Here is a 25508-nt window from a genome sequence, read left to right as displayed (position 1 = left end):
TTACTACTACGAAAGGTGACTACTGGCGCTGGCCGCCTTCCGGCGGCTGACCCTGGTACGGGTACTTCTGCTGGAATTCTTCACGCTCGGACGGCAGCGGAAGCTGACCGGGCCACGGATTTTCACCCTGCTGCGGTAGCGCGGGATCGGTGAATCCAGGCTGCTCGGGCGCACTTTCACGGCGGTGCCTGACTGCAGCTGCCGGATCTTCGACGGGTGTGCGCGCAGCAACTTCAGCGGCGCGCACTGCTTCTGCGATGGCCGGGTCGGATTTTGTCTCGAACCACTCTGCCACCTCCGCTGAATCGTCCTCAGGGTTGGGAAGATTCTCTTCGGCGGCCGGCGGTTCGTAACGGAAAACACCGTCCTGTCCCTGCGCGCCAAGCGTTTTCGCAAATCCCTTCAGTGCGTCACCGAAGTCGCTGGGTACGAGCCAGACCTTGTTTGCATCCCCCTGCGCCATCTGCGGCAACGTCTGAAGGTACTGGTATGCAAGCAATTCCGGAGTCGGCTTACCGGACTTGATGGCGGCGAAGACCTTCTCGATGGCCTTGGCCTCGCCTTGGGCCTGCAGGTACTTGGCCGCGCGGTCACCTTGAGCGCGAAGGATCTGAGACTGACGCTCGCCCTCGGCGTTCAGGATCGACGCCTGCTTGTTGCCCTCGGCAGAAAGAATCTGACTCTGCTTTGCACCCTCGGCGGTCTTGATAGCGGACTCACGGTGACCTTCAGCCGTCAGAATCATGGCGCGCTTTTCACGGTCCGCCTTCATCTGCTTCTCCATCGACTCCTGGATCGAGGGCGGCGGATCGATGCTCTTGAGCTCGACGCGGGCCACTCGCAGGCCCCAGCGACCGGTTGCCTCGTCGAGGACACCGCGAAGCTGACCGTTGATGGAATCACGCGAGGTCAGCGTCTCTTCGAGAGTCATTCCGCCGACGACGTTTCGCAGCGTCGTGGTTGCCAACTGCTCGACGGCAGCGATGTAGTTGCTGATCTCGTACACCGCAGCTTGGGGATTGGTGACCTGGAAGTACACCACGGTGTCGATGGACAGTGTCAGGTTGTCCTGGGTGATCACCGGTTGCGGCGGGAAGGAGACGACGCGCTCGCGAAGATCCACCTTGGCGCGCACGCGATCGGCGAACGGGATCAAGAACGTCAGCTGACCGGACACCGTCTTCGAATATCTGCCGAGCCGTTCGATGACCGCGGCTTCTGCCTGCGGTACCAGTGCCACCGACTTCGCGACCACCAAGATCACGAATAGCACCAACACACCGAGCACTATGAGTGCTGCCATTAAGGTCCCCTCCAGACGACTGCTGTTGCGCCGTTGATTTCCATCACCGTCACCTTGGTGCCCGGCGGGTACACCTCGGTGGTGTCGTACGGCCTGGCAGTCCACACCTCGCCGTCCAACTTGACCTGCCCGGAATGCTCGCCTACTTCTTCCAGAACCAGAGCGTGCTTACCTTCGAGTGCTTGAATTCCGGTCGGGGTCGGCGGCGGACTACCGAAGCGACGCAACATGATCGGTCGCACGCCCAGGACCAGAGCGGCGGAGAAAACTCCGAACATGACGGCGTCGACCCACACCGGGAAGTCGGTGACAGCACTGACACCGGCAGTAGCGAGCGCCCCACCGGCGAGCATCAGCAGGAAGAAATCCCCCACCAACGCCTCGGCCCCGGCGAGCACAAGTGCTCCGATCAGCCAAATTAGTGCAGCCACAACACCATCTAACCAGAATGTGTGACCCAGGCCGCCGCTACGTCAGTTCGGCTCGGTAACGAAATCGACAAGTTGTTCGACGGCGCCGATCAACGGAGCTTCCAGATCGCGGAAGCTCTCCACCGAGTTGTAGACCCGTCGCCAGCCCTCCTGAGGGGTACCCCAACCGAGTTCGCGGCAGATTCCCGTCTTCCAATCCTCCCCGCGCGGAATCTTCGGCCAGGCTGCGATACCGACGGATTTGGGGCGCACTGCCTCCCAGACGTCGATGTACGGGTGACCGGTCACCAGCACGTTCGGTCCGAGGCCCTGCGTCAGTTGGGTTTCCTTGGAACCGGTGACCAGGTGGTCGACCAGGACCCCGACGCGGCGGCCGGGACCTGGACCGAATTCGGCAAGCCGCTCCCCCAGATTGTCGAGTCCTTCGAGATGTTCGACGACAACACCTTCGACACGAAGGTCGTGACCCCATACCCGCTCGACGAGGGCCGCGTCGTGCACTCCCTCCACCCAGATCCGGCTGGGCAGTGCCGTGCGGGCACGCAAGCCTTCGACTCGCGTCGAACCCGAAGCCGACCGTGCGGGCTTGGTGGACGCGGGCTTGGGTGCAGGCCGGACGAGGGTGACCGGTGAGCCGTCGACGAGGAAAGCCGCCTCGCGCATCGCGAACAACCGCGTCCGGGAACGCCCGTCCTCGAGGCGCACGAAATCGCCGTCGTACGTGCGCTCGAAACCGACTACCGCCCCGCAGAATCCCGTCGCCGCATCCTCGACGACTAGATCACGTTCGGCCGCCACTTCGGGCGTCACGCGCTTCTGTTTACGGGTATGACCCGCAAAAATGTCACCGTATCCGTTGCCACCGCTCACGCCGGATCACGCTAGGTCACAACGCCGGGGCCGCGCATCTCGCCACGCCGAACTAAACTTCACGGTCATGAGTTCTCCCAGCGCAACCCTCACCGTGTGGGCAGCGTCATGGCTCGCCGGCGACGCTGCGCCGGACGACGTCATCGACGCCCTTGCCGCGTGGGCACCGATGCACCTGATCGGGGCCGCCGATGCGGAAACCGCAGTCCGCCACGATCTCGAGTGGCCGGGTCTCACGGCATCCGGTATCTCCACGCTGCTGAAAATCGCGCGCTCGGAGGCCGCCGAAGTCCGCCTGGTCCTTCCCACGGCCGGCGACGTGCGAGGCCTGCCTACGGGAACTGAGTTCGCTCGCGCTGCGATCAACGCGGGTGAGGGGATACAAATCGGCGCCGTCGGCAAACCCGGAGTCGGCCTCGTGCCGTCGAAGGAAGGCCCGGACGTCTTGCGGTGGACGGTCTTCTCCATCCCGACTGTGGCGGGCAGCGCCGAAACGATCGGGCTCCGCGAAGCCGAATACGAACTGCGTCAAGCTGTTCGGGATGCAGCGGAGATCCTCGGCGGGCTTCCGACTGTTGCCACGGGTATGCCCGGAAGCGACGCGCGCACCCTGGTCGCCGAAGCACTGCAGGCGCAGGCCGGGTATCGCTGGCCGTCGACGCTGTCGCCGCGGCATCTGCAGGTGATCGACACCGCCGACAACGTGGCAGCAATTCTTGCCGTCGCCGCGTCGGCCGGGACCAACCAGGCACCGAGCGTGTCCACCGCGCAGACGCGTGAAGACCTGCTGCGTCGACTGTGGGACGTCGTCCGCATCGCCCGTGTTGCTTCGGCCAACAGCGTGTCGATCAGAGCTTGAGCACGAAGTTCCGGCGTTTCTCGGCAAATCCGTTGCGGTCACCGAACATGTCGATCTTCATCTCTTCGAGTTCACGTTCCTCGTAGGGCTGCACCGGATCACGTTCCAGCCGAAGACGTTTGCGCTCCAGCATCGATTCCACGCGATCTCCTTCGAGTAAGTCGACGGCGACCTTGTCCAGCCACGCCTCGAACAGATCCGGCCGCCTGGGGCCGATCGCGTCGACCAGTCCGATGTCCAAGGCTCGACGGATACCGATAGGACTGCATTCGGTCAGCAGGCTGCGTGCCTGCTCCTCGCCGACGCGGGCCGGAAGTGTGTACGTGTGCAGTTCCGAGCCGAACAGGCCCATCGTGGCGTAGTGAGGATTGAGAACCACACCGTCCCTGGCCACGACTACGTCGGCTCCGAGCGGGAGCATGACCCCGCCGGCGCCGGCGTTGCCGGTGAAGGCCGCAACCACAACCTGCTCCGTACAGGTGACTATCGCTTTCGCGATCTCGTTGATGGCCTTGATATTGGCCCACGCTTCTCCGGCTTGATCCGACGCCGCCTCGATGACGTTGAGGTGGATGCCGTTGCTGAATCTGTCGTAGTCGCCCGTCAGGACAAGGATCTTGGTGTCCTGCGCGATCGCCCAGCGCAGCCTGGCCACCAGGCGTGCGCATTGCTTGGTACTCATCGCGCCGTTGTAGAAGCGGAACGAGAGATATCCGATATCGCCGTCCCGGTGATAGTCGGTCTCGGGATAACGGCTCTCCCAGACCTGCGGAACGAACACGTCCGGCCGCACGACAGCGGTCGACGGAAGTTTGACATTGCCCGCACCGACGAGCCGCGCATGTCCGATCCACACCGAACCGTCACCGGTAGCAACACGTATTGCCTGGTGGAAGTACTCGACGATGGTGCCGGGTGCCGCATCGACGTGGGTGTCGAGGAAAGCGTCGTAGACGTAGACACGGTCGAGCCCGAGCTGAACGGCGACGCCGGGAAAACCGTCGGCGGCGTTGACGGCGCGGACGATGCTCGATGCGTCCTCCGCCCAACTGAACACGCGATCGGACTGCTTCATGCTCGGCCTCGATCGGGCCGATGCCACGGGCCTGGCAACCCGCTCGGACGGGATCGGCTGGAAATCAGGAGTACGGAAATGCTCGACGACCTCCGCGATGCACTCCATCGCCGCGTCGGTGACCGCCCCGTTGTACACCGAGGATTTGGTTGCCCCGCTCGGAAGTTCGAAGGTCCGCCACGCCCACACCGCTCCTGCATCGAGTTCCTCGGCGGCCTGCAATGCGGTGACTCCCCAGATCGGTTCGTCGTCTGCAATTGCCCAGTCCAGCGACGACGGTCCGCGATCTCCGGGTGGGCCGGGGTGAATGATGATCGTCGTCCACCGCTGCCAAATAGATTCCGGTACATAGGCTTTCAGAAATGGGCAGATGACGATATCGAAATCCCCGGCCGCCGTTGCGGCCAGCGCCGCTTCTGCGTCGGCTACGACGGAGGTGCGGACCTGGTGTCCTGCCTCCCGAAGAACCAGAGCGGCCCGCTGAGAAAGACCGTTGTCGGAGGTGACGAGGAGAAGCACGCTCAACGGCGGCGCGGAAGCGACGTGTGGGCGCGAGCGCCGGAACAGCGCCGCGGTGGCCGCCCGCAAGCGCCCCTTGGCCGATCCACCTTCGCGTAGCTTCACCGTAGCTCCTACACCCGCAGTGGCCACAGAAGTCGCGAGGGCAGCGGATGTGGGCATCGGTGTGACTTCGGGGGTTGAAACCATGGATTCCTGCTCGCATGCTCGAGTATCCGCAGCGCAGACCCGGCTCCCCCCAGAGCCGGGCCGACGCACCGATAGATTGATTGAGGTATTTAGGGACTTTATACCTACCGTCGGTTTGTTTCAATAGCTATTTTCAAGCAAACAGTTCGCCTGGTCAACGCCCGGGCTTGTGATTGATCGCGATGTGGCGGTCGATTCGAATATGTTCGTCCAGCGTCGGGTAGCGCAGACCGGTGTCCTGGCTGTAGCCCTGACGGCGCAACCAATCCAGGACATCGCCCCAGAACCAAATACCACCGGCCACCGAGTTGTACGGAGTCGGAAAAGGAGTAGCGGCCTGCCGGACCCCTCGCACCCACTGTCCGACGGCTTGCCGAGTCACGCCCGCGCGGTCGGCAATGTCCTGGCGTGACACCAGGTCAGGATGTGTCCGCTGTGGGCGCACCCCCGCGGCGACCAACTGGTCCACCACGGTGATGGCCGTCGTCGCTGCGCGCATGCCCTCCGAGGTGAGCGTCAGCAACTGCAACCCACGTCGATCCTCGACTCTTCCGCCCAAGCTCTCTTCGATCGCCTGCTCTTGCGAGACTGTCAGCATCTGAACGATGAATGTGAATTCGTAACGGTGATAGAGGTCTTCGGCCACGCAATGAACATAGCCGTAAGCTGCACTGTTTCCACATGGACACACCCGGATCCCACCCTCGCACGCACAATGGGCAGATGATCGACGTGGACGACAGTCAGTTCGAGGACATGGTCAAACGGGCGCTCGACAGTCTGCCGCCCAAATTGGGTGCGGAGATGGCCAATGTCGCGGTGACCGTTCAACTCGAAGGAGGACGACCAGGGCTACTCGGGCTGTATCAAGGTATCCCGCTGACCAAGAGAACCACCACGTATGCAGGCGTACTCCCCGACCGCATCACGATCTACCGCAGGGCCATCTGTGCGATCTGCAGCACCGAAGACGAGGTGATCGAGCAGGTTCGCCGAACCGTGATCCACGAGATCGGACACCACTTCGGGATCGGGGATCCCCGGTTGCGCGAACTCGGATGGTGACAACCGACTCATCTACAAGTCGGAAATCAGCTAGAGGTTGATAATCCGCGAATTGTCATGTCAGCTGTACCAAGCCCGCAACAATTGAACACTCACAGGAGTTCGCATGGTCAATTTGATCCAGATCGCCCCGAAGAATGCCCCGACGTTTGCGATGAGCCGACAGAAGGCTGCCGAACTGTTGGGCATCTCGGTCGACAGCGTCGCGTTTCTCCTCAAGTCTCGCTATCTCCCGGATCTGGACGCCGGCCGGTTGATCTCGATGGCCAACCAACCGTGGTTGTACTCGGACGGCGACTTTCCCGTCCTTCAGCAAGGCGCATCCGAACTTGCACCGAAGAAGATGCTGCCCGCCCGTAAGTACATCGGCGAGAGCGCAATTCACTCCGACGCCGAATGCGTGGAAGCCAACCAGGGACAATGGGCCGGATTTAACGTCGACCACGTGTTGAGCGCCCGCTTCCTGCCCGTGACGCTCCGCAAGTTCCCGGTGTCGGTTCTGCAGATCCACGACGTCAACGACGACGACGAGGAACGGGTCTCGTTTGTCGCGACCCTCGCCGGACGAGTCCGCGAACTGGGAGCGCCCGAACTCAACTACATCGACCCGTCACTGAGCCCGGAAGACCGACAGATCGTCGAGACGCTCCTCACCTCGCGCAGCACGTCCACCGTTCCGGGGCCCTGCGGAAAGCTCAAGCAGCCGAACACCTGAGCGTCGGGCCGTCAGCGGGGACGCTGAACGGCCGCGCAGCAGTTCACTGCGCACGAGCGTCCGTTGGTGGTCGAGCCGAGCAGCGGCTCGACCCCCAGTCGCAGTGGCTGCTCGGCCTCGGCCAGTTCCTGAACGAGCGTGGGCACCAGCTGCGCAAAACGCTGATCGCGGCCGGGTGTCGCTGCACGAACGAAATCCATCCCGAGTTCGGCTGCCTTGTCCTTGGCCTCGGTGTCCAGGTCCCACACCACTTCGAGGTGATCGGAGACGAAACCGACGGGGCACACGATCACAGCGCGAACGTCCTTGGCGGACAACGTATCCAGATGATCACAGATGTCAGGGTCCAGCCACGGAACCTGCGGCGGGCCAGATCGCGACTGCCACACCAGATCAAAATCTTCGACGCCGACGGCTTCGGCAACAAGCTTCGCGGCCTCGGCGACCTGTCGGCTGTAGAGGTTTCCGCCCTCCGTCGGCGGACCCGCATTGCGGTCTGCGGCAATCGGTACCGAATGCGCTGTGAACACCAGGCGCGCGGTATCGCGAGTCGCTTCGGGCAACTCGGCGCGGGCAGCTCGGACCCCGTCGGCGAATGCGCCGACGACAAGCGGATGGTCGTAGTATTGGCGAAGTTTGGTCAGCGTCGGTGCGCCGTCACCGACCGCCTCACGGGCACGGGCGATGTCCTCGTGGTACTGCCGACACCCGGAGTAACCGCCCCACGCCGACGTGGCGAACACGGCGGCGTTGCGGATACCGTCCTCGCGCATCTTGGCAACGGCGTCTTCGACCATCGGGTGCCAGTTGCGGTTGCCGAAGTACACGGGCAAGTCCAGGCCGGCTGCTGCCAGTTCACCCTCGACCCGGTCGATCAGGTCCCGATTGAGCGCGTTGATAGGTGAAACCCCACCGAAATGCATGTAGTGCTCGACGACGGCGTCGAGGCGCTCCGCCGGCACTCCCCTACCGCGCGTGACGTTTTCGAGGAAGGGTCGTACGTCTTCGGGTTTTTCGGGACCGCCGAACGACAAAACGAGAAGAGCATCGAACTGCATGTCCATACTTACGGTCATGAGTTCAATCTTGCGCGATGCCGTTCGGCGGGGGTCACCCGGGTACTCACCTGCGTAGTAGAACTAGTGCTACTAGCCGACCATCGCGTGGAAGCCGCCGTCGACGTAGATGATCGACGCGGTCGTGCCGGGCAACCAATCCGAGAGGACGGTGCAGACGGTCTTGGCCACGGGCTCGCGATCGTCGACGTCCCAGCCGATGGGCGCAGCGCCGTCCCATGCGGTGTTGAGCTTGTCCAACTCCGCGCCCGGACCGGTGCTGTCACCGGCAATGGCCTTGGCGGCCAGGGTCTTGATCGGGCCGGAGGACACCAGGTTCGAGCGGATGCCACGAACGCCGACCTCTTTGGCCACGTAGCGGTTCACGGCCTCGAGCGTCGCCTTGGAGACGCCCATCCAGTTGTAGAACGGCATTGCGCGTGCCGGATCGAAGTCCATACCGACGATGGACGCGTTGTCGTTGAGCACCGGCAGCAACGCCTTGGCCAGCGCGCTGTACGAGTATGCGGACACCTCGAGTGCGACCGCCACGTCCTCCCACGGCGCGTCCATGAACGGGCTTCCCAGGCAGGAACGGGGGGCAAAGCCGATCGAGTGGACGACGCCGTCGATACCCTCGGGAGCCAGCTCGCGAACACGCTCGGCGAGGGAGGCGAGATCCTCCGAACTCTGGACGTTGAGCGAGATTGCCGGCGGCACGGGCTGCGGTAGGCGCTGGGCGATACGGTCGATGAGGCGCAGACGATCGAACCCGGTGATGAGCACCTTTGCGCCCTGCTCCTGCGCGACCTTGGCCACGTGGAACGCGATCGACGAATCGGTGATGATGCCGGTGACAAGAATGGTCTTACCCTCGAGCAAACCGCCCATGAGATGTCCTCCTGATTTCAGACGTACGAGAAAGGTGTGCGTGTTCGAAAAAGCGGGTCAGTGCCCCATGCCGAGTCCGCCGTCGACGGGGATGACCGCACCCGAGACATATGCCGAATCGTCCGAGGCGAGGAAACTGACAACTGCTGCAACATCTTCCGGCTTTCCGGTCCGCTGCAACGGGATGAACTCGGTGGCCTTGTCCTTGACGTCGTCGCCCAGGGCGGCCGTCATGTCGGTCTCGATGAATCCGGGAGCGACCACGTTGGCGGTGATCGAGCGCGAGCCGAGTTCCCTGGTCAGGGAACGCGCGATACCGACGATGCCTGCCTTGGACGCGGCGTAGTTGACCTGGCCGGCCTGTCCTGCCAGACCCACCACCGAACCGAGGAAGATGAACCGTCCGAAACGCGCGCGCAGCATCGAACGGGTCGCACGCTTGGAGAGGCGGAAGGTTCCGGTCAGATTTGCGTCGACAACGCTCGTGAACTGCTCTTCGCTCATCCGCATGATCAGTGTGTCGTCGGTGACGCCGGCGTTGGCGACGATGACCTCGACCGGGCCCTGGTGTGCCTCGACCTCTTTGAACGCCCGGTCGATCGACTCGGTGTCGGTGACGTCGCAGACAACGCCGAACAAACCTTCAGGGACACCGGAACCGCGATGCGTGACGGCTACCTTGTGACCGTCTGCAGCGAGTCGCTGAGCGACGGCCAAGCCGATTCCGCGGTTGCCGCCGGTGACGAGCACCGAGCGCGGTGTGGTGACGGTCCGTTCGGAAACCACTGTCGTGGGAGGGGTAGACATGGCGATCAACCTATCAATTCTCTGCGGGCCGCGTACCAGCGGTATTTGGACAATTCGGAACTGCTCTCGATCAAGGCAGACGCTGCCTGCGTACCAGGGCGATCGTCAGACCTGCGGTCGCGAACACGACGCCGAGGATCAACCATGGTCGACTCGCGTCGCCTCGAGTCGTCTCGAAACCGATCTGCTCTTCGAGCGTGTCGTACACCTGGCGCAGTTCTTCCAGGCTCGATGCCGTGAAAAAACTTCCGCCGGACAGGTTGGCGATCTCTTTCAACGACGCATCGTCGACCGGGACGGGGATTCGGTCCCCTTCGATCTCGACGCGTCCGTATGTCGTTCCGAAGGAAATGGTCGAGATCGGAACGCCCTTGTCCTTGGCTTGACGGGCTGCGGTGAACCCACCCCGCGGATCGTCCGAGTTCTCGGGAACGGTCTGCTTACCGTCGGACAGCAACACGATGCGCGCCGGTGGCGCCTGATCGCTGCCACCGAGAACAGCCGACAGCGTGTCGATCGACTGTAAGGAGGTGAAGATCGCTTCGCCCGTCGCCGTCCGCTCACTGAGCTTGAGGTTGTCGATGGCGACCTTTGTGGCGTCACGATTCGTGGTGGGCGACACCAGAACCGAGGCGGTTCCGGCAAATGCGACCAACCCGAGATTGATTCCAGGAGTGAGACCGTCGGCAAACGACTTGGCTGCTTCCTGCGCTGCTGCCAATCGCGTCGGCTCGACATCGGTGGCCTGCATCGACAGCGACACGTCGATCACGAGGATCACGGTGGCGCGGTTTCGCGGGACTTTCTTGTCTGCCGTCGGACCGGCAAGGGCGACGGTGAAGAACACCAACGCGACGACCATCAGAATCGCCGGAATATGACGCCACCGCCCGGGCCGCGAAGGCGCGACCTTCTCCAGTAGCGCGAAGTTCGTGAACCGAAGTGTGTGCTTTTCACGCTGCTTCTGGACAAAAACGTAACCGACAACCAACGCGGCGATGACAGCGAGGAACAGCAGCCACCACGGTGCGGTGAATTGAGAAAGACTCACGAACGAACGCCCCCAGTTCCGGCGCCGGCACCATAACTGTGGCGGCGTGCCGAGATGAATCTCACGACGTCGGCGATCCAGTCTCTGTCGGTGTGCAGAGACATCAGCGGTGCGCCGCAACGACGTAGAGCTTGTCGGACCTCGACGCGGTGCTCAGCGGCGACTCTGGCGAAGTCGGCTCGCAGTTGCGGCGTCGTGGTGAATTCTCTCGTCCGACCGGACTCCGGATCGTGGAGCACCACGTCGCCGACGTCGGGCAGTTCGAGGTCACGCGGGTCGACCACTTCGACGCCGAGCACGTCGTGCCGTCCCGAAATGGCGCGCAGCGAGCGTTCCCAGTCGATCGGCCCGAGGAAGTCACTGATGACCACCGCGAGTCCGCGCCGACGCTGTGGGCGTCTGAGCGCTTCGATCGCCCCGACCAGATCGCCACGTACCCCGTCCGGAGCGTGCGGGGTCGTCGCGATCTTACGGAGCATCGCCTGTGCGTGAATTCGCCCACCACGGGCCGGAATTCGTGTTGTCTGTGCGCCCGTCGAGATGATGGCGCCAACGCGATTACCTCCCGAACTGGTCAGGTGGGTGATCGCTGCGGCCGCGGCGACGACCAGGTCACGCTTCTCGCATCCGCCCGTCCCGAAATCGAGACTCGCGGACAGGTCGATGACGAGCCACGTCTCGAGCTCACGATCTGCGACCGACTGACGCACGTGCGGGTGCGTCGTACGGGCGGTGACGGACCAGTCCATCTGCCGCACGTCGTCGCCCGGCTGATACTCGCGAGCGTCCCCCGGTTCCGAACCCGGGCCGGGAATCAGACCGAGGTGGTCGCCGTGCAGCACACCGTCGAGGCGGCGACGAACCGTCAGCTCGAGGGTGCGCAGCGCAGCGGTGAGCTTGGGATCACTGAGCTCGCCGGATCGGAACGACGGCGGAGAACCGGTGGATCCGGCGGGTGTCGCCTGGCCACCGTCGCGGCCTTCGGTCACTGCGGGCGACTCATCGTCTCAGCGGTCGCGATCGGCGCGCCGTTGCCCTGCGGATTAGCTGTGCCCTGTGGATTGACGGCGCCCTGTGCGTTGAACTGCGGTGCTTGCGGTGCGCCCTGCTGGGGCGGTCCGGGAACGGTGGGAACCGGTCGCGCGGCGATCTGCGGCAGTCCGACGGTCTGCAGTACCCGGGCGATGACGGCGTCGGGAGTCACCTCGTCGGCCATGGCGTCGTACGAGAGAACGAGACGGTGACGCAACACGTCCGGGATCACTTCGATGACGTCCTGCGGCACGACGTAGTCGCGGCCTCGGACGAGTGCGAGGGCCCGCGACGCGGCGATGATGCCGAGCGTCGCACGGGGTGAGGCACCGTAGGCGATCCAGCCTGCGACGTCCTCGAGTCCGACCTCACGCGGCGTGCGCGTAGCGGCGATGACTCGGACCACGTAGTCGACCAGGGCGTGGTGGACGAAGACGTTGCTGGCGACGCGTTGGAGTCTGACCAACTCCTCCGGACCGAGGATCTGGTGCGGCTCCGGAGCTGCGACGCCCATCCGGTAGACGATTTCGCGTTCTTCCTCCACCGTCGGGTAATCGACGAGGATCTTGAACAGGAAGCGGTCGCGCTGCGCCTCGGGGAGCGGATAGACGCCCTCGTTCTCGATGGGGTTCTGCGTCGCCATCACCAGGAACGGATCGGGCATGTGGTACCGCTTGCCACCGATCGAGACGTGGCGTTCGGCCATCACCTCGAGGAGCGCGGACTGCACCTTGGCCGGGGCGCGGTTGATCTCGTCGGCCAGGACGAAGTTCGCGACGACGGGTCCGAGTTCGGTGTCGAACTCTTCGCGACCCTGACGGTAGATGCGCGTACCGATGAGGTCGGTGGGCACCAGGTCAGGGGTGAACTGCACGCGGGAGAACGAACCACCGACGACCTTCGCGAAAGTCTCGACGGCCAGCGTCTTGGCGACGCCGGGGACACCCTCGAGGAGGACGTGCCCCTTGGCCAGGAGACCGACGAGAATGCGCTCGACAAGCCGGTCCTGCCCGACGATGACTCGCTTGACCTCGTAGATCGCTCGTTCCAAGGTCTGAACGTCGGCTGTCAGGGAAGGTGCTGCTCCGTCCGCACTTCCGCCCGCCTTGCTTACGTCGACCGTTCCGACCGAATCTTCACGTGAGGTCACCAAGAATCCATCGCTTTCACCTAGAAAAGTACCGACAGTAACGTGTTCCCCGTCAACTATTCCAGGTAGTTGCGCTCGATGCCGTAACACCACGTCGGGAACTTGATACTTCTCCTGACTATGCGGGTGTCAGCGACAATTTCCTCTGACCGTCAGGACACCAGTCGGACGGCGTACGGCGTCATTCCGCCCCAGCGAACCGGGGAGACCATGACACTCGAACCGGATTGTGGTGCTTCGAGCATCTGCCCGTTACCGAGGTAGAGCGCCACGTGCTGGCTGGCGTTGGGGCCGTAGAAGATCATGTCGCCGCGCTTCATCTCCGAGGACGGAACCTGCGTGCCCGCGGTGTACTGATAGCCGGTGTAGTGCGGCAGCGAGATCCCGATGCCGGCGAAGGCGTAGATCATCAAGCCGGAGCAGTCGAACCCGACTTTGTTGAAGTCGCCGTAACTGTCAGCGACGCCGCCGTCACGGATGCCTCGCGTCGGACCGTTCTCGTCGCCGCCGCCCCAGGCGTACTGCACGCCGAGCTGAGACATCCCGCGGTCGATGACCGATTCGATTGCAGCGCTTCCGGTGACGGAAGGCTTCGGCGTGGTGGGTTTCGGCGTCGTCGGCTTGGGGGTGGTGGGCTTGGGGGTGGTGACCGTTTCCTCGTCGGTGCCGGTCTCTTCGTCCGTGCCTGTTTCTTCGTCGGTCCCGGTTTCTTCGTCAGTCCAGGTGTCGTCGTCGTCCGGGATGACGGTCGGAGTCGGGTCTTCGACAGCGGTGTGCGGACGCTGGGCTGCTGCCAGTGCTGCAGCTCGGTCCTTGGCTGCCTGGTCGGCAGCGGCACGGGCTGCGGCCTGAGCGGCTGCTTCCTTGGCAGCGGCTTCGAGAGCCTTCTGATGAGCTTCCTCGGCGCGGCGCTGTTCGTCCCACGTCGCGTACGCCTGGCGTTGCCCTTGCAAGCCGGCGACGGCATTGCGGGCGGCGTCGAGTTGAGCCTGAGCGGAGTTACGCTCGGCTTCGATCGACGCCTTCTTGGCTACCTGCTGATCGAGGGCGTTGCGCGCGATCTGAATCGCTTGCTCCGCCAGATCCTTCAGCTGCGCGGCGACCTCTGCTGCGGCGTCGGCCTGCTGCTTGGCCTGGCGGGTCGCGGAGTCTTTGTTCGCCTGCTCGGTACGTGCTCGCTGGAGACCGTCGAGCACTGCGCTCTGGGTATTGGCGAGAAGTTTGAGGACCTGGGCACGGTCGAGAACGTCGCCCGGCCCCTTGGCGTCGAGGAACGACGAGATCGACGCAGTATTGGTGCCCTTGACGTAGCTCGAGCGTGCGTACTTGTCGAAGTCCGTCTGAGCGACTTCGATCTGCGCCGACGCGTCCTTGAGAGCTTGTTTGGTGACTCCGACGGCCTGCGCTGCGGAGTCTGCGGCGCCGCGGGCGTTCTGCAGATCCACGAGAGTCTTGTTGACGTCTTCACGCTTGATCGCAACTTCGTTGTCGAGTGCCGACAACTGTTCGTTGGCCGATGCGACTTGATTGATGAGCGCGCTGACGGTGCCGACGCTCGACGAGACCTGCGAATCTGCCGCGGCGATGTCCGAGTCACTCGGATTCGGAGGCGGCGGCGGTACGGCCGAGGACATGGCCGGCGTTCCGACGATCAGGGATCCGACGACGCCGAACCCGATGACCAGTTGCGCCAGGCGCATCGACTTACGGGAAGGACCACGACGGGACTTGCCGCCACGTGTTACTTGCCTCACAAATAACTCTCCCTCGCGTGTAACGCCACGGCCCGCTGGGTCGCCGATCCGTGCGGGGAGGGAATGCGCAGACCAAGCACCGGTCGCCCACAGCCCGAGAGCTGACGGTTGACACGGACGTGCCGTAAGAACGCCACCGCCGGAACCTCGAGAACAAGGCAACCGACAAGTACGCGTCGAACAACATCAGCCTGTCTGCGACACTTCTTCCCCAAAAAGTGCCAGTTGTACCGTACGACACTCAAGCGTTCTTTGGAAACTTTAGCCACAAATAACACAAACGGTATTTGAGCTGGTCGAACGGCATGCGGGCACCAAAAAGGGCAGGTACTCACCGCAAACAGCGGTGAGTACCTGTTTTCGACGAGTTACTGAAAATCTCGCAAAAGGACCAAGGTCAGACGGAATCGGCCCGGTGGTCGGAAGATGTCGCAATCTCTGAAGTAGAAGCGATATGTCTGGTTTGCGTATTTTCCGGCTCTCGCCGCCACTTGACGGCAAAGGTAATTCCGGCAATTACCGCCACCACGGCGATGACAAGAACCGTGTACAACGTCCACGGCGGACCAGGCGCCACGATCTCGTGCGAGAAACGGTCCGCGGTCACACTCGCGCTTTCACCGAATGATCGGTCCTGTGCAGTTTCGAGCTGAACGCGAGAGATCGAGTCGCTGTAGCTGCCCATCCAGTCCGGGCTCAGAACAAGGACCGTGCCGCCTTCGGACTTGCCGACCGTCGTGGCCAGGTCCCGAAGATCGGACGGCCGGCCCGGATTCGCATCGACGACGACGACGCTCAAGTCGACACCACGTTCGCGAGCGTCGGTCACCACCGCGGTCAGCCCGGCAACATCGGACTCGGGGGCGGAGACGCCGTCCGTCGAGAGATCCGCGAATACGTCGTCGAGATCGACGTCCGACGGAACTGCGGTGTGCGACGGAACAGAGGTGTGCGACGGGGACTTCACGTGCACGGGCGCGAAAGCGTGATTGGTAGGAGCAGACATCTCTCATCCGGGTGCTGTTCGGATTCCGTCCACCGCTGAGTTGCGGGGAGTTGGTCCGAGGTCGTTTGTCGGCGGCCGACCCGCGACGGGCCTGCTTGCACCCTACTTCAGGTCGACTGCCACCCGGCGTCACACACAACGGCCGCGCGTGCCGCCCGAGTGGCAACTGTGGGTGCGGTCACCCAGCCAAGCCTGCGTTGCGCAGGCCCGCAGTCTGCATGAAGATTGTTTCGGTCAACTTGCCCTGAATTCTCACAGGACAAGCGTACTGTTAGACTTGGACCGAGAGGTACCACCGGTCAGGACAGGTTCTACTGCAGCTCCGATGTTCGGACAGTTCTCACGTGAACTGTGCGATTGGCGTGAGCTACGGAGGATCTACCAGCCGAAGTACCTCGCTTCAGCTGCCGACACAGCCCCGTCGGTAGCGACCCTCATAGACGAGTGGAGCAGACGTGAGCACCAGTATCGATTCATTCGGAGCCAAGGGAACCCTCGAGGTCGGTGAGAACTCTTACGAGATCTTCCGCCTCTCGGCTGTCCCCGGCACCGAGAAATTGCCCTATTCCTTGAAGGTTCTCGCCGAGAACCTTCTCCGCACCGAAGACGGTGCCAACATCACCGCGGATCACATCCGCGCCATCTCGAGCTGGGATCCCTCAGCTGAGCCGAGCATCGAAATCCAGTTCACGCCTGCCCGCGTGATCATGCAGGACTTCACCGGCGTTCCTTGCATCGTCGACCTCGCCACCATGCGTGAGGCCGTCACCACCCTCGGCGGCGACCCGAACAAGGTCAACCCGCTCTCCCCCGCCGACATGGTCATCGACCACTCGGTGATCCTCGACGTCTTCGGCCAGGCCGACGCACTCGAGCGCAACGTCGACCTCGAATACGAGCGCAACGGCGAGCGTTACCAGTTCCTCCGTTGGGGCCAGGGCGCATTCGACGACTTCAAGGTCGTCCCCCCGGGAATGGGAATCGTTCACCAGGTCAACATCGAATACCTGGCTCCCACCGTCATGTCCCGTAACGGACAGGCCTACCCCGACACCTGCGTCGGCACCGACTCGCACACCACGATGGTCAACGGCCTCGGCGTGCTCGGCTGGGGCGTCGGCGGCATCGAGGCCGAGGCAGCAATGCTCGGCCAGCCCGTCTCCATGCTGATCCCCCGCGTTGTCGGCTTCAAGCTCTCCGGTGAGATCAAGCCCGGCGTCACCGCAACCGACGTCGTGCTCACCGCCACCGAGATGCTCCGCAAGCACGGCGTCGTCGGCAAGTTCGTCGAGTTCTACGGCAACGGTGTTGCCGAGGTTCCGCTCGCGAACCGCGCAACGCTGGGCAACATGAGCCCCGAATTCGGTTCCACCGCAGCGATCTTCCCGATCGACGCCGAGACCATCGAATACCTGCGCCTCACCGGCCGCAGCGACGAGCAGCTCGCTCTCGTCGAGGCGTACGCCAAGGAACAGGGCCTGTGGCACAACCCCGACAAGGAACCCGTCTTCTCGGAGTACATCGAGCTGGATCTGGGAACCGTTGTTCCCTCGATCGCCGGCCCGAAGCGCCCGCAGGACCGAATCCTGTTGTCGGAGTCGAAGACTGCGTTCCGCAAGGACATCCACAACTACGTGGAGGAGAACTACCCGACCGAGCACACCCAGCTCGACGAGGCAGTCGAGGAATCCTTCCCGGCTTCCGACCCCGCAGTTCTGTCGTTTGCCGACGACGGAGCAGTCGACGTTCTCTCCGCTGCCAACGGTGCAGAAGGCCGTCCGAGCAAGCCGGTTGTCGTCAAGTCCGACGCCGGTGAGTTCGTTCTCGACCACGGCGCCGTCGTTGTTGCCGGCATCACGTCCTGCACCAACACGTCCAACCCGTCGGTCATGCTCGGCGCTGCACTGCTCGCACGTAACGCCGTCGAAAAGGGCCTTGCCACCAAGCCGTGGGTCAAGACCAACATGGCTCCCGGTTCGCAGGTCGTGACCGACTACTACGAGAAGGCCGGCCTGTGGCCGTACCTCGAGAAGCTCGGCTACTACCTCGGTGGTTACGGCTGCACCACGTGCATCGGTAACACCGGACCGCTGCCCGAGGCAGTCTCCAAGGCGATCAACGACAACGACCTCTCGGTCACCGCGGTGCTCTCGGGTAACCGTAACTTCGAGGGACGTATCTCCCCCGACGTCAAGATGAACTACTTGGCTTCCCCGCCGCTCGTGATTGCCTACGGCCTCGCCGGAACCATGGACTTCGACTTCGAGACCGACTCGCTCGGTAACGACACCGACGGAAACCCCGTCTACCTCAAGGACATCTGGCCGTCCACGCAGGAAATCGAAGAGACCATCAAGTCCTCGATCGACCAGGACATGTTCCGCAAGTCGTACGCAACCATCTTTGCGGGCGACAGCCGCTGGCAGAACCTCGAAACCCCGAAGGGTGACACCTTCGAGTGGGACGTGAACTCCACCTACGTGCGGAAGCCACCCTACTTCGACGGCATGACGATGGATCCGGCTCCGGTCAAGGACATCAAGGGCGCCCGCGTCCTCGCGCTGCTCGGCGACTCGGTCACCACCGACCACATCAGCCCGGCAGGTCCGATCAAGGTCGGTACCCCCGCTGCGCAGTACCTCGACTCTCACGGCGTCGAGCGTGCGGATTACAACTCGCTCGGCTCGCGTCGCGGTAACCACGAGGTCATGATTCGCGGTACTTTCGCGAACATCCGTCTGCGCAACCAGCTCCTCGACGACGTCTCCGGTGGTTACACCCGCGACTTCACGCAGGAAGGCGCACCGCAGGCATTCATCTACGACGCGTCGCAGAACTACCAGGCAGCCGGCATCCCGCTGGTCGTCCTGGGCGGCAAGGAGTACGGCTCCGGATCCTCGCGTGACTGGGCAGCCAAGGGCACCAGCCTGCTCGGCGTCAAGGCCGTCATCACCGAGTCGTTCGAGCGCATCCACCGCTCCAACCTCATCGGCATGGGCGTTGTCCCGCTGCAGTTCCCGGTCGGCGAGTCCGCAGGTTCGCTCAAGCTCGACGGCACCGAGACCTTCGACATCGAAGGCGTCGAGAAGCTCAACGAGGGCGTCACCCCGAAGACCATGAAGGTCACGGCGACGCGCGAGAACGGCGAGAAGGTCGTGTTCGACGCAGTCGTACGCATCGATACCCCCGGCGAAGCGGATTACTACCGCAACGGTGGCATCCTGCAGTACGTGCTTCGCAACATGATCCGGGGCTAGTAGGCACTACGTGCCTGTGAGCACTTTCGGCCCATGACGGGTCACAAAGCGCTCACGACCACTTTCGCCGGAAGGCGAACCATGTTTCATCGGTGGTCGTGAGCGCTTTGTGCACTGAGTCGACATTCAGCGCCTACAGCCGAAAATGCTCACAGGCAACCCGACAAAGGAGGGATGCCCGTGCCCAAGGTCAGTGAAGACCATCTCGCGGCACGGCGCAGTCAGATCCTTGACGGCGCCCGCCGCTGCTTTGCGGAATACGGCTACGACGGCGCCACAGTTCGCCGTCTCGAAGAAGTCACCGGTTTGTCCCGGGGAGCGATCTTTCATCACTTCAAGGACAAGGACGGCTTGTTCCTGGCGCTTGCCAGCGAGGATGCGAGCCGGATGGCCGATGTCGTCGCCGAAGAGGGCCTCGTCCAGGTCATGCGGGACATGCTCGCGCAGCCCGATCAATTCGATTGGCTGGGAACGCGACTGGAGATAGCGCGTCGACTACGCAACGACGCCGATTTCCGTGAGAAATGGTCGCAGCGCTCCGCAGAACTGACGGAAGCGACCAGTGCGCGCCTCGCCCGACAGAAATCGGCCGGCCGGCTGCGGGACGACGTTCCCACCGAAATCCTGATCGGGTATCTGGATCTGGTGATGGACGGCCTGGTCGCGAGAATCGCCTCCGGCCACGGCGTCGACAACCTTTCGGCTGTTCTCGACCTGGTCGAGGAGTCTGTGCGGCGAAGGGATTGAGGGGCTTCGCCCCTGTGAGTGGTTGAGGAGTGCGGGGACTCCCTAACCACTCACAGGGGGTTAGGCGAGCTGGATCAGCTCGAGGTACTCCTGCGACCAGTGGTCCTCGTTGCCGTCGGGCAGGAGGATGACGCGCTCGGGGTTGAGTGCCTCGGCAGCACCCGGATCGTGAGTGACCAGAACGACGGCGCCGGTGTAGCTGCGGAGCGCGTCGAGCACCTGCTCGCGTGAGATCGGGTCCAGGTTGTTGGTGGGCTCGTCGAGAAGCAGAACGTTGGCGGCCGACGACACCAGACCGGCCAGAGCCAGACGCGTCTTCTCACCACCCGAGAGCGTTCCGGCCGGCTGTTCGAGCTGCGGGCCGGTGAACATGAAGGCACCGAGCAGCGAACGCAGTTCCTGCTCCCCTGTGTCCGGCGCGGCGTGGCGGATGTTCTCCCACACGGATGCGTCGTCGTCGAGGGTGTCGTGCTCCTGAGCGAAGTATCCGACCTTGAGTCCGTGACCGGCGATCAGCTCGCCCGCGTCCGCCTTCTCGGCGCCCGCGAGGATGCGGAGCAGCGTGGTCTTACCCGCACCGTTGAGTCCGAGGATGACCACACGAGACCCACGGTCGATCGCGAGATCGACACCGGTGAAGATCTCGAGCGAGCCGTACACCTTGGTGAGGTTCTTGCCCATCAGTGGAGTCTTGCCACACGCTGCGGGTTCGGGGAACCGAATCCGCGCCACCTTGTCCGAGACGCGTTCTGCGTCGAGGTTCGCCATCAACTTGTCGGCTCGCTTCGCCATGTTCTGCGCGGCGACGGCCTTGGTTGCCTTCGCGCCCATCTTCGCAGCCTGAATCCGCAGCGCGCCGGCCTTCTTCTCGGCATTGGCGCGCTCGCGACGGCGACGCTGCTCGTCCGTGGCGCGTGCGTCGAGGTACTTCTTCCAGTTCATGTTGTAGACGTCGGCCTCACCGCGGACGGCATCGAGGAACCACACGCGGTTGACGACGTCGTTGAGCAGATCGACGTCGTGGCTGATGACCACCAGTCCACCCTCGTGGTTCTGGAGGAATCCACGCAGCCAGGTGATGGAGTCGGCGTCGAGGTGGTTGGTGGGCTCGTCGAGGAGCAGCGTCGTGTCCGAGCGGGCACCGCTGCCGTCCGAGGCGGCAAAGAGGATTCGTGCCAATTCGACGCGACGACGCTGACCACCGGACAATGTGCTGAGCGGCTGTCCGAGGATGCGGTCTTCGAGGCCGAGGCTGCTGGTGATTCGTGCGGCTTCACTCTCGGCTTCGTATCCGCCGAGGGCCGAGAACCGATCCTCGAGCTGGCCGTACTTCTTGACGGCGCGATCCTGGGATTCCTGATCGAGCACCTCGCCCATCAGGATCTGCTGCTTCTCCATCTCGCGGAGCATCGTGTCGAGGCCTCGCGCGGAGAGAACCCGGTCCTTGGCGAGGATGCTCAGGTCACCCTCCTTGGGGTCCTGAGGGAGGTATCCGAGTTCACCGGTGCGTACGACGCTTCCCGCGTATGCCTCACCTTCACCGGCCAGGATGCGCAGTGTGGTCGTCTTTCCGGCTCCGTTACGTCCGACGAGTCCGATCCGATCGCCCGGCTGGATGCGCAGCGAGGGCCCGGGAGCCGTGAGAAGGGTGCGGACACCGGCACGAACTTCGAGGTCAGTGGCGGTAATCAAGCAAACTCCTCAGGAAAAACGACGAATACGGGTAAACAATGCCTGACTTCAGACACAAGAACTATCGATTTTACCGTGACCTGACGGTCGTTCCGACCAGCAGCGTGTGAGTCCGCTAACGTTCGGGACATGACTAGCGAAAACAGCACTCGTCCTCGCGACCTCGAAGGCCGCGCCGCCATCGTCACCGGCGCAAGTCGCGGGATCGGCAAAGCTGTCGCCGCCGAACTCCTCGCGCGCGGCGCAGACGTCCTGATCACCGCCCGCAAGCCGGAGCCCCTCGAGGCCGCCGCAACAGAACTGTCCGCTCTCGGTCACGGCGGAAAGGTCGTCGCATTCGCGGGCAACGCTGCCGATGCCGAAGCCCGCTCCGGCGCCGTCGACCGCGCCGTCTCCGAATTCGGTTCACTCGACATTCTGGTCAACAACACCGGCATCAATCCCGTCTTCGGTTCGCTCATGGAGGCGGACCTCGACGCCGTGCGCAAGATTTTCGACGTGAACGTGGTTGCCGCCCTCGGTTACGTCCAACAAGCGCATCGGGCATGGATGGGAGAACACGGTGGGGCGGTTGTGAATCTGGCCAGCGTGGCCGGGATCCGATCGACGGGCGTGATCGCCGCGTACGGCGCGTCGAAGGCTGCGCTCATCCGTTTGACGGAAGAACTGGCCTGGCAACTGGGACCGAAGATTCGTGTCAATGCCGTGGCTCCCGGGATCGTCAAGACACAGTTTGCGGCGGCCTTGGTCGCTGCCGGCGAGGACAAGGCGTCGGCGGGCTACCCGATGAAACGACTCGGCACTCCCGAAGACGTTGCCGGCCTGGTCGGCTTCCTCGTCTCCGACGCGGCGGCGTGGATCACCGGCGAAACCGTGCGGGTCGACGGCGGTCTGCTCGCAACGGGATCGATGTAGTGCGCCGGTCGTGAGCACAGAAAACTCCTCCGCCGACGTGGTGATCGTCGGTGGTGGCCCGGCCGGACGGGCACTCGCGACCCGCTGTATCGCCCGGCAACTCACCGTCGTCGTTGTCGATCCGCATCCCCATCGGGTGTGGACTCCGACGTATTCGGCGTGGGCGGACGAGCTGCCGTCGTGGCTGCCGGACGAGGTGATCGCGAGCCGGATTCAACGTCCGAGCGTGTGGACCGATGGACAGAAAACGCTTGATCGCGCATATTGCGTATTGAATACACCGTTACTGCAATCATTTCTCTCTGATGCTTCCATGCAGTTCAGAGCATTGAGCGCTCGAACACTGTCCCCCACCACCGTCGTGTGCGTGGACGGATCGCAGCTGACGGGATCCATCGTCATCGATGCCAGGGGCACCGATTTGACGGTGACAACCGCGCAGCAGACCGCCTTCGGAGTGATCGTCGACCGCGCCCTGGCCTATCCGATTCTGGGCGATGGCGAAGCCTGGTTCATGGACTGGCGAAGAGACAACGGCACTTCCGACGCCGACGCCCCGTCGTTCCTCTATGCGGTCCCACTCGATCACGAGCGAGTTCTCCTCGAGGAGACCTGCCTCGTCGGCCGGCCGGCGTTGGGGCTCCGCGAACTCGAAGCACGTCTGCGCACCCGACTTCACAATCGGGGCTGCGAAGTGCCCGTCGACGCGCCGGTCGAGCGAGTCCGTTTTGCGGTCGAAGGCCCGAGGGGGTCCGCACCGGACGGCATCCTCCGGTTCGGCGGGCGAGGCGGTTTGATGCATCCTGGAACCGGATACAGCGTTGCCTCCTCACTCGCCGAGGCAGACGCTGTCGCGAAAGCAATCGCCGACGGTGGGGATCCCAACGCGGCACTCTGGCCGCAGTCGGCCAGGGCGGTGTCTGCCCTTCGCCGCGTTGGCCTGAATGCACTTCTCTCCCTCGACTCGGGCGAGGTCGCGACATTTTTCGACACGTTCTTCGATCTACCGATCGAGGCTCAGCGGTCCTACCTGTCCGATCGGCGGGACGCGTCCGCGACGGCGAAGGTGATGGCATCCCTGTTTCGGTCATCACCGTGGCACGTCCGAAAGACGTTGATGCGCGCGCCGTTTCTGAGGTGAGCACTCTGGACCGACTACTGCGTTCCCATCGAGCCGGCGATCATCGGCCAGGAATTGTGTAGGTCGTCCTGCCAGTAACCCCACGAGTGTGTTCCGGTCGGCTTGAAGTCGAAGGTCGCGGGGATGCCCAGAGCGTTCAGTCGGTCCGCCAGTCCGTGCGTGCACCCGTTGACCGCGGATTCGATGATGCCGCCGACGATGATCTGATTCAGGAGCGCTCCGGGATTTCCGTTCACATCGGGTGCCTGAAGGTTTTCGTGTGGACCTGGCAGCCCGGAACCGGTGGAGACGTACAGTTCGGTTCCTCGCAGTTTCTCCGCGTTCACGACGGGATCGTTCTCGCGCCATCCGGGACCGTCGAACGGTCCCCACATGTTTGTCGGGTCAGCGCCTCCCCGCGCGCCGACCACCAGCCGCACGTAGTCCTGCCCTGGCGGGGTGGAAGTCTCCGCGCACCCGCTGTAGGCACCGACACTGCGATACAGCCCTGGGGCTGAGATCGCGAGGTTGAGAACCGAGGTCGCCGTCATCGAGATCGCCGCGATGGAGTTGACCCCGTTGGTGCTGAACTGCGCGTCGATCACTGGCGGTAGTTCGCGGGTGAGAAATGTCTGCCACTTGTTGCGTCCGAGTACGGGATCGTCTTTCTGCCAGTCGGTGTAGTAGCTGAACGCTCCTTCCAACGGCGTCACGACGTTGACGTTCTTGTCGGCGAAGAAGTCCAGGACATCCGTCCGTCCTTCCCACGTTGCACTGTCCTCGCCACCGCCGGCGCCGTTGAGCAGATACAGCGTCGGGCGTGGGGCGCTGGTGTCGGCGGGAAGGATCACCTCGAGTGGTATGTCGCGGTCCATCGCATCCGAATGAACGGTGACCCTGACGGTGCGTGCCTGTTCGGCTGTTGCGGGCCAAGGTGCGAACAGCAGTGGAACCAGTGAAATCGCCAGCGCAGCGGTGACGCGTCGACGGAAGGTTCGGATACTCATCGGAGTATGCCCCCAAGTGTGCGAGTCGGATTCTCGGAGCGGATACCCGCTCGCTGCGCCCCGAACCGGCCCACCCGGACACAACGGTTCGGGATCAACCGAGAGCGTTTGCCTCGCGCAAACGGCCGGCGGCGACCATCATGGGAGACATGCGCTCGATTTGGAAAGGCTCGATAGCCTTCGGTCTGGTCAACGTTCCGGTCAAGGTGTACTCGGCGACCGAGGACCACGACATCCGATTTCACCAGGTCCATGCAAAAGACGGTGGCCGCATCAAGTACAACCGCGTGTGTTCCGAGTGCGGCAACACGGTCCAATTCGCGGACATCGACAAGGCGTACGACTCGGAGGACGGGTCACGGGTCATCCTGAGCGACGAGGACTTCAACAAGCTCCCAGCCGCCGAGAAGCACGAGATTCCGGTGCTGGAATTCGTGCCGAACGATCAGATCGATCCGATCTTGTTCGAGAAGAGCTACTTCCTCGAACCGGATTCGGCGTCACCGAAGGCGTACGTCCTGCTCTCGACTGTGCTCACCGAGAGTGATCGAACAGCACTCGTGCACTTCACGCTGCGGCAGAAGACGCGTCTGGCCGCGATGCGCGCCCGCGACGGCGTCCTCGTGATCCAGACCCTCCTCTGGCCTGACGAAGTTCGCGCCGCAGAGTTCCCCTCCCTCGACGACGTGGAGAAGCCGAAGGTCAAGGAACTGAAGATGGCGCAGACGCTCGTCGAGAGCATGGCGGGCGACTTCGATCCGACCGAGTTCACCGACGATTACCAACTCCAACTGCGGCAGTTGCTCGACGAGATGATCGAGAACGGCGGCAAGAAGGTCATCCCTGCCGCCGAGGTCGATCAGGAAGGCACCGACGCCGAAGTGGTCGACCTGGTTGCCGCGCTCCAGCGCAGTGTGGACGAAGCCAAGTCGAACGCAAGCAAAACCCCTGCCGGCAAAACGAGTGGAAGCAAGACGCGAGCGAAGAAGCGCGCCTGA

The 25508-nt window shown here is 63.4% G+C and carries 23 protein-coding genes; 8 read left to right on the top strand and 15 right to left on the bottom strand.

What is annotated here, in order from left to right; all coding sequences use genetic code 11:
- Window positions 1–19 precede the first annotated feature (19 nt).
- The 3 genes from ACFT1A_RS04535 to ACFT1A_RS04525 are packed head-to-tail and all read right to left on the bottom strand — an operon-like array spanning window position 20 to window position 2604.
- A complete protein-coding gene (locus ACFT1A_RS04535; RefSeq protein ID WP_378445985.1) occupies window positions 20–1303 on the bottom strand; it encodes an SPFH domain-containing protein in 1284 nt (427 codons plus the stop codon).
- Entirely contained in the window at window positions 1303–1734 is a 432-nt protein-coding gene (locus tag ACFT1A_RS04530) for an NfeD family protein (RefSeq protein ID WP_003944877.1), read from the bottom strand. The genes ACFT1A_RS04535 and ACFT1A_RS04530 overlap by 1 nt, the downstream gene beginning before the upstream one ends.
- Before the next feature lie 42 nt (window positions 1735–1776).
- Window positions 1777–2604: a DUF3097 domain-containing protein gene (locus tag ACFT1A_RS04525; RefSeq protein ID WP_378445984.1), complete on the bottom strand. Its 828-nt coding sequence runs from the start codon at window positions 2602–2604 to the stop codon at window positions 1777–1779.
- A 67-nt stretch (window positions 2605–2671) separates the two neighbouring features.
- Here ACFT1A_RS04525 and ACFT1A_RS04520 point away from each other — a divergent pair, with 67 nt between their 5' ends.
- Entirely contained in the window at window positions 2672–3463 is a 792-nt protein-coding gene (locus ACFT1A_RS04520) for a hypothetical protein (protein WP_378445983.1), read from the top strand.
- Here ACFT1A_RS04520 and ACFT1A_RS04515 read toward each other — a convergent pair.
- On the bottom strand, window positions 3453–5162 hold the full coding sequence (locus ACFT1A_RS04515; RefSeq protein ID WP_378445982.1) for an enoyl-CoA hydratase-related protein: 1710 nt from the start codon (window positions 5160–5162) through the stop codon (window positions 3453–3455). The two genes, ACFT1A_RS04520 and ACFT1A_RS04515, sit on opposite strands and share 11 nt — an antisense overlap.
- Window positions 5163–5400: 238 nt before the next feature.
- Window positions 5401–5892, bottom strand: a complete 492-nt coding sequence (locus tag ACFT1A_RS04510) for a hypothetical protein (RefSeq protein ID WP_378445981.1) — start codon at window positions 5890–5892, stop codon at window positions 5401–5403.
- A 77-nt stretch (window positions 5893–5969) separates the two neighbouring features.
- Here ACFT1A_RS04510 and ACFT1A_RS04505 point away from each other — a divergent pair, with 77 nt between their 5' ends.
- A complete protein-coding gene (locus tag ACFT1A_RS04505; RefSeq protein WP_003944783.1) occupies window positions 5970–6311 on the top strand; it encodes a metallopeptidase family protein in 342 nt (113 codons plus the stop codon).
- A gap of 106 nt (window positions 6312–6417) precedes the next feature.
- A complete protein-coding gene (locus tag ACFT1A_RS04500; protein WP_378445980.1) occupies window positions 6418–7026 on the top strand; it encodes a transcriptional regulator in 609 nt (202 codons plus the stop codon).
- Window positions 7027–7037: 11 nt separating this feature from the next.
- Here ACFT1A_RS04500 and ACFT1A_RS04495 read toward each other — a convergent pair whose 3' ends face one another.
- The 8 genes from ACFT1A_RS04495 to ACFT1A_RS04460 all read right to left on the bottom strand — a co-directional run bounded on the left by ACFT1A_RS04495 (window position 7038) and on the right by ACFT1A_RS04460 (window position 15772).
- Window positions 7038–8090, bottom strand: coding sequence for a ferrochelatase (locus tag ACFT1A_RS04495; RefSeq protein WP_378446121.1), 1053 nt, complete (start codon window positions 8088–8090; stop codon window positions 7038–7040).
- A gap of 84 nt (window positions 8091–8174) precedes the next feature.
- Entirely contained in the window at window positions 8175–8972 is a 798-nt protein-coding gene (inhA, locus tag ACFT1A_RS04490) for an NADH-dependent enoyl-ACP reductase InhA (protein ID WP_003944803.1), read from the bottom strand.
- 57 nt (window positions 8973–9029) lie between these two features.
- Window positions 9030–9779: a 3-oxoacyl-ACP reductase FabG1 gene (fabG1, locus tag ACFT1A_RS04485; RefSeq protein WP_007727875.1), complete on the bottom strand. Its 750-nt coding sequence runs from the start codon at window positions 9777–9779 to the stop codon at window positions 9030–9032.
- Between the two features lie 70 nt (window positions 9780–9849).
- On the bottom strand, window positions 9850–10830 hold the full coding sequence (locus ACFT1A_RS04480) for a VWA domain-containing protein (protein ID WP_378445979.1): 981 nt from the start codon (window positions 10828–10830) through the stop codon (window positions 9850–9852).
- Window positions 10827–11819: a DUF58 domain-containing protein gene (locus tag ACFT1A_RS04475; RefSeq protein WP_378445978.1), complete on the bottom strand. Its 993-nt coding sequence runs from the start codon at window positions 11817–11819 to the stop codon at window positions 10827–10829. The genes ACFT1A_RS04480 and ACFT1A_RS04475 overlap by 4 nt, the downstream gene beginning before the upstream one ends.
- The gene (locus ACFT1A_RS04470; RefSeq protein WP_378445977.1) at window positions 11816–13012 is read right to left on the bottom strand and encodes an AAA family ATPase; all 1197 of its coding nucleotides are present in this window, start codon (window positions 13010–13012) and stop codon (window positions 11816–11818) included. The genes ACFT1A_RS04475 and ACFT1A_RS04470 overlap by 4 nt, the downstream gene beginning before the upstream one ends.
- A 152-nt stretch (window positions 13013–13164) precedes the next feature.
- Entirely contained in the window at window positions 13165–14712 is a 1548-nt protein-coding gene (locus ACFT1A_RS04465) for an NlpC/P60 family protein (RefSeq protein ID WP_378446120.1), read from the bottom strand.
- A 451-nt stretch (window positions 14713–15163) separates the two neighbouring features.
- On the bottom strand, window positions 15164–15772 hold the full coding sequence (locus tag ACFT1A_RS04460) for a DUF6676 family protein (RefSeq protein WP_378445976.1): 609 nt from the start codon (window positions 15770–15772) through the stop codon (window positions 15164–15166).
- 455 nt (window positions 15773–16227) lie between these two features.
- On the opposite strand from ACFT1A_RS04460, the gene acnA reads away from it, so the two are divergent.
- Both acnA and ACFT1A_RS04450 read left to right on the top strand, forming a co-directional pair.
- Entirely contained in the window at window positions 16228–19029 is a 2802-nt protein-coding gene (gene acnA / locus ACFT1A_RS04455; RefSeq protein WP_378445975.1) for an aconitate hydratase AcnA, read from the top strand.
- Window positions 19030–19209: 180 nt separating this feature from the next.
- The gene (locus tag ACFT1A_RS04450; protein ID WP_214886600.1) at window positions 19210–19776 is read left to right on the top strand and encodes a TetR/AcrR family transcriptional regulator; all 567 of its coding nucleotides are present in this window, start codon (window positions 19210–19212) and stop codon (window positions 19774–19776) included.
- A gap of 60 nt (window positions 19777–19836) precedes the next feature.
- Here ACFT1A_RS04450 and ACFT1A_RS04445 read toward each other — a convergent pair whose 3' ends face one another.
- Window positions 19837–21468, bottom strand: a complete 1632-nt coding sequence (locus ACFT1A_RS04445) for an ABC-F family ATP-binding cassette domain-containing protein (protein ID WP_020907739.1) — start codon at window positions 21466–21468, stop codon at window positions 19837–19839.
- A gap of 129 nt (window positions 21469–21597) precedes the next feature.
- Between ACFT1A_RS04445 and ACFT1A_RS04440 the strand changes: the two genes are divergently transcribed.
- A complete protein-coding gene (locus ACFT1A_RS04440; RefSeq protein ID WP_378445974.1) occupies window positions 21598–22383 on the top strand; it encodes an SDR family oxidoreductase in 786 nt (261 codons plus the stop codon).
- Between the two features lie 10 nt (window positions 22384–22393).
- Window positions 22394–23524: a lycopene cyclase family protein gene (locus ACFT1A_RS04435; RefSeq protein WP_378445973.1), complete on the top strand. Its 1131-nt coding sequence runs from the start codon at window positions 22394–22396 to the stop codon at window positions 23522–23524.
- Between the two features lie 14 nt (window positions 23525–23538).
- Here ACFT1A_RS04435 and ACFT1A_RS04430 read toward each other — a convergent pair whose 3' ends face one another.
- The gene (locus tag ACFT1A_RS04430; RefSeq protein ID WP_378445972.1) at window positions 23539–24510 is read right to left on the bottom strand and encodes an alpha/beta hydrolase; all 972 of its coding nucleotides are present in this window, start codon (window positions 24508–24510) and stop codon (window positions 23539–23541) included.
- Window positions 24511–24650: 140 nt separating this feature from the next.
- On the opposite strand from ACFT1A_RS04430, the gene ACFT1A_RS04425 reads away from it, so the two are divergent.
- Window positions 24651–25508, top strand: a complete 858-nt coding sequence (locus tag ACFT1A_RS04425; RefSeq protein ID WP_378445971.1) for a Ku protein — start codon at window positions 24651–24653, stop codon at window positions 25506–25508.

The organism is Rhodococcus sp. NPDC057135 (genome assembly GCF_042670865.1).
Taxonomy (GTDB): domain Bacteria; phylum Actinomycetota; class Actinomycetes; order Mycobacteriales; family Mycobacteriaceae; genus Rhodococcus_F.
This window is presented reverse-complemented; position numbering and strand designations above follow the sequence as displayed.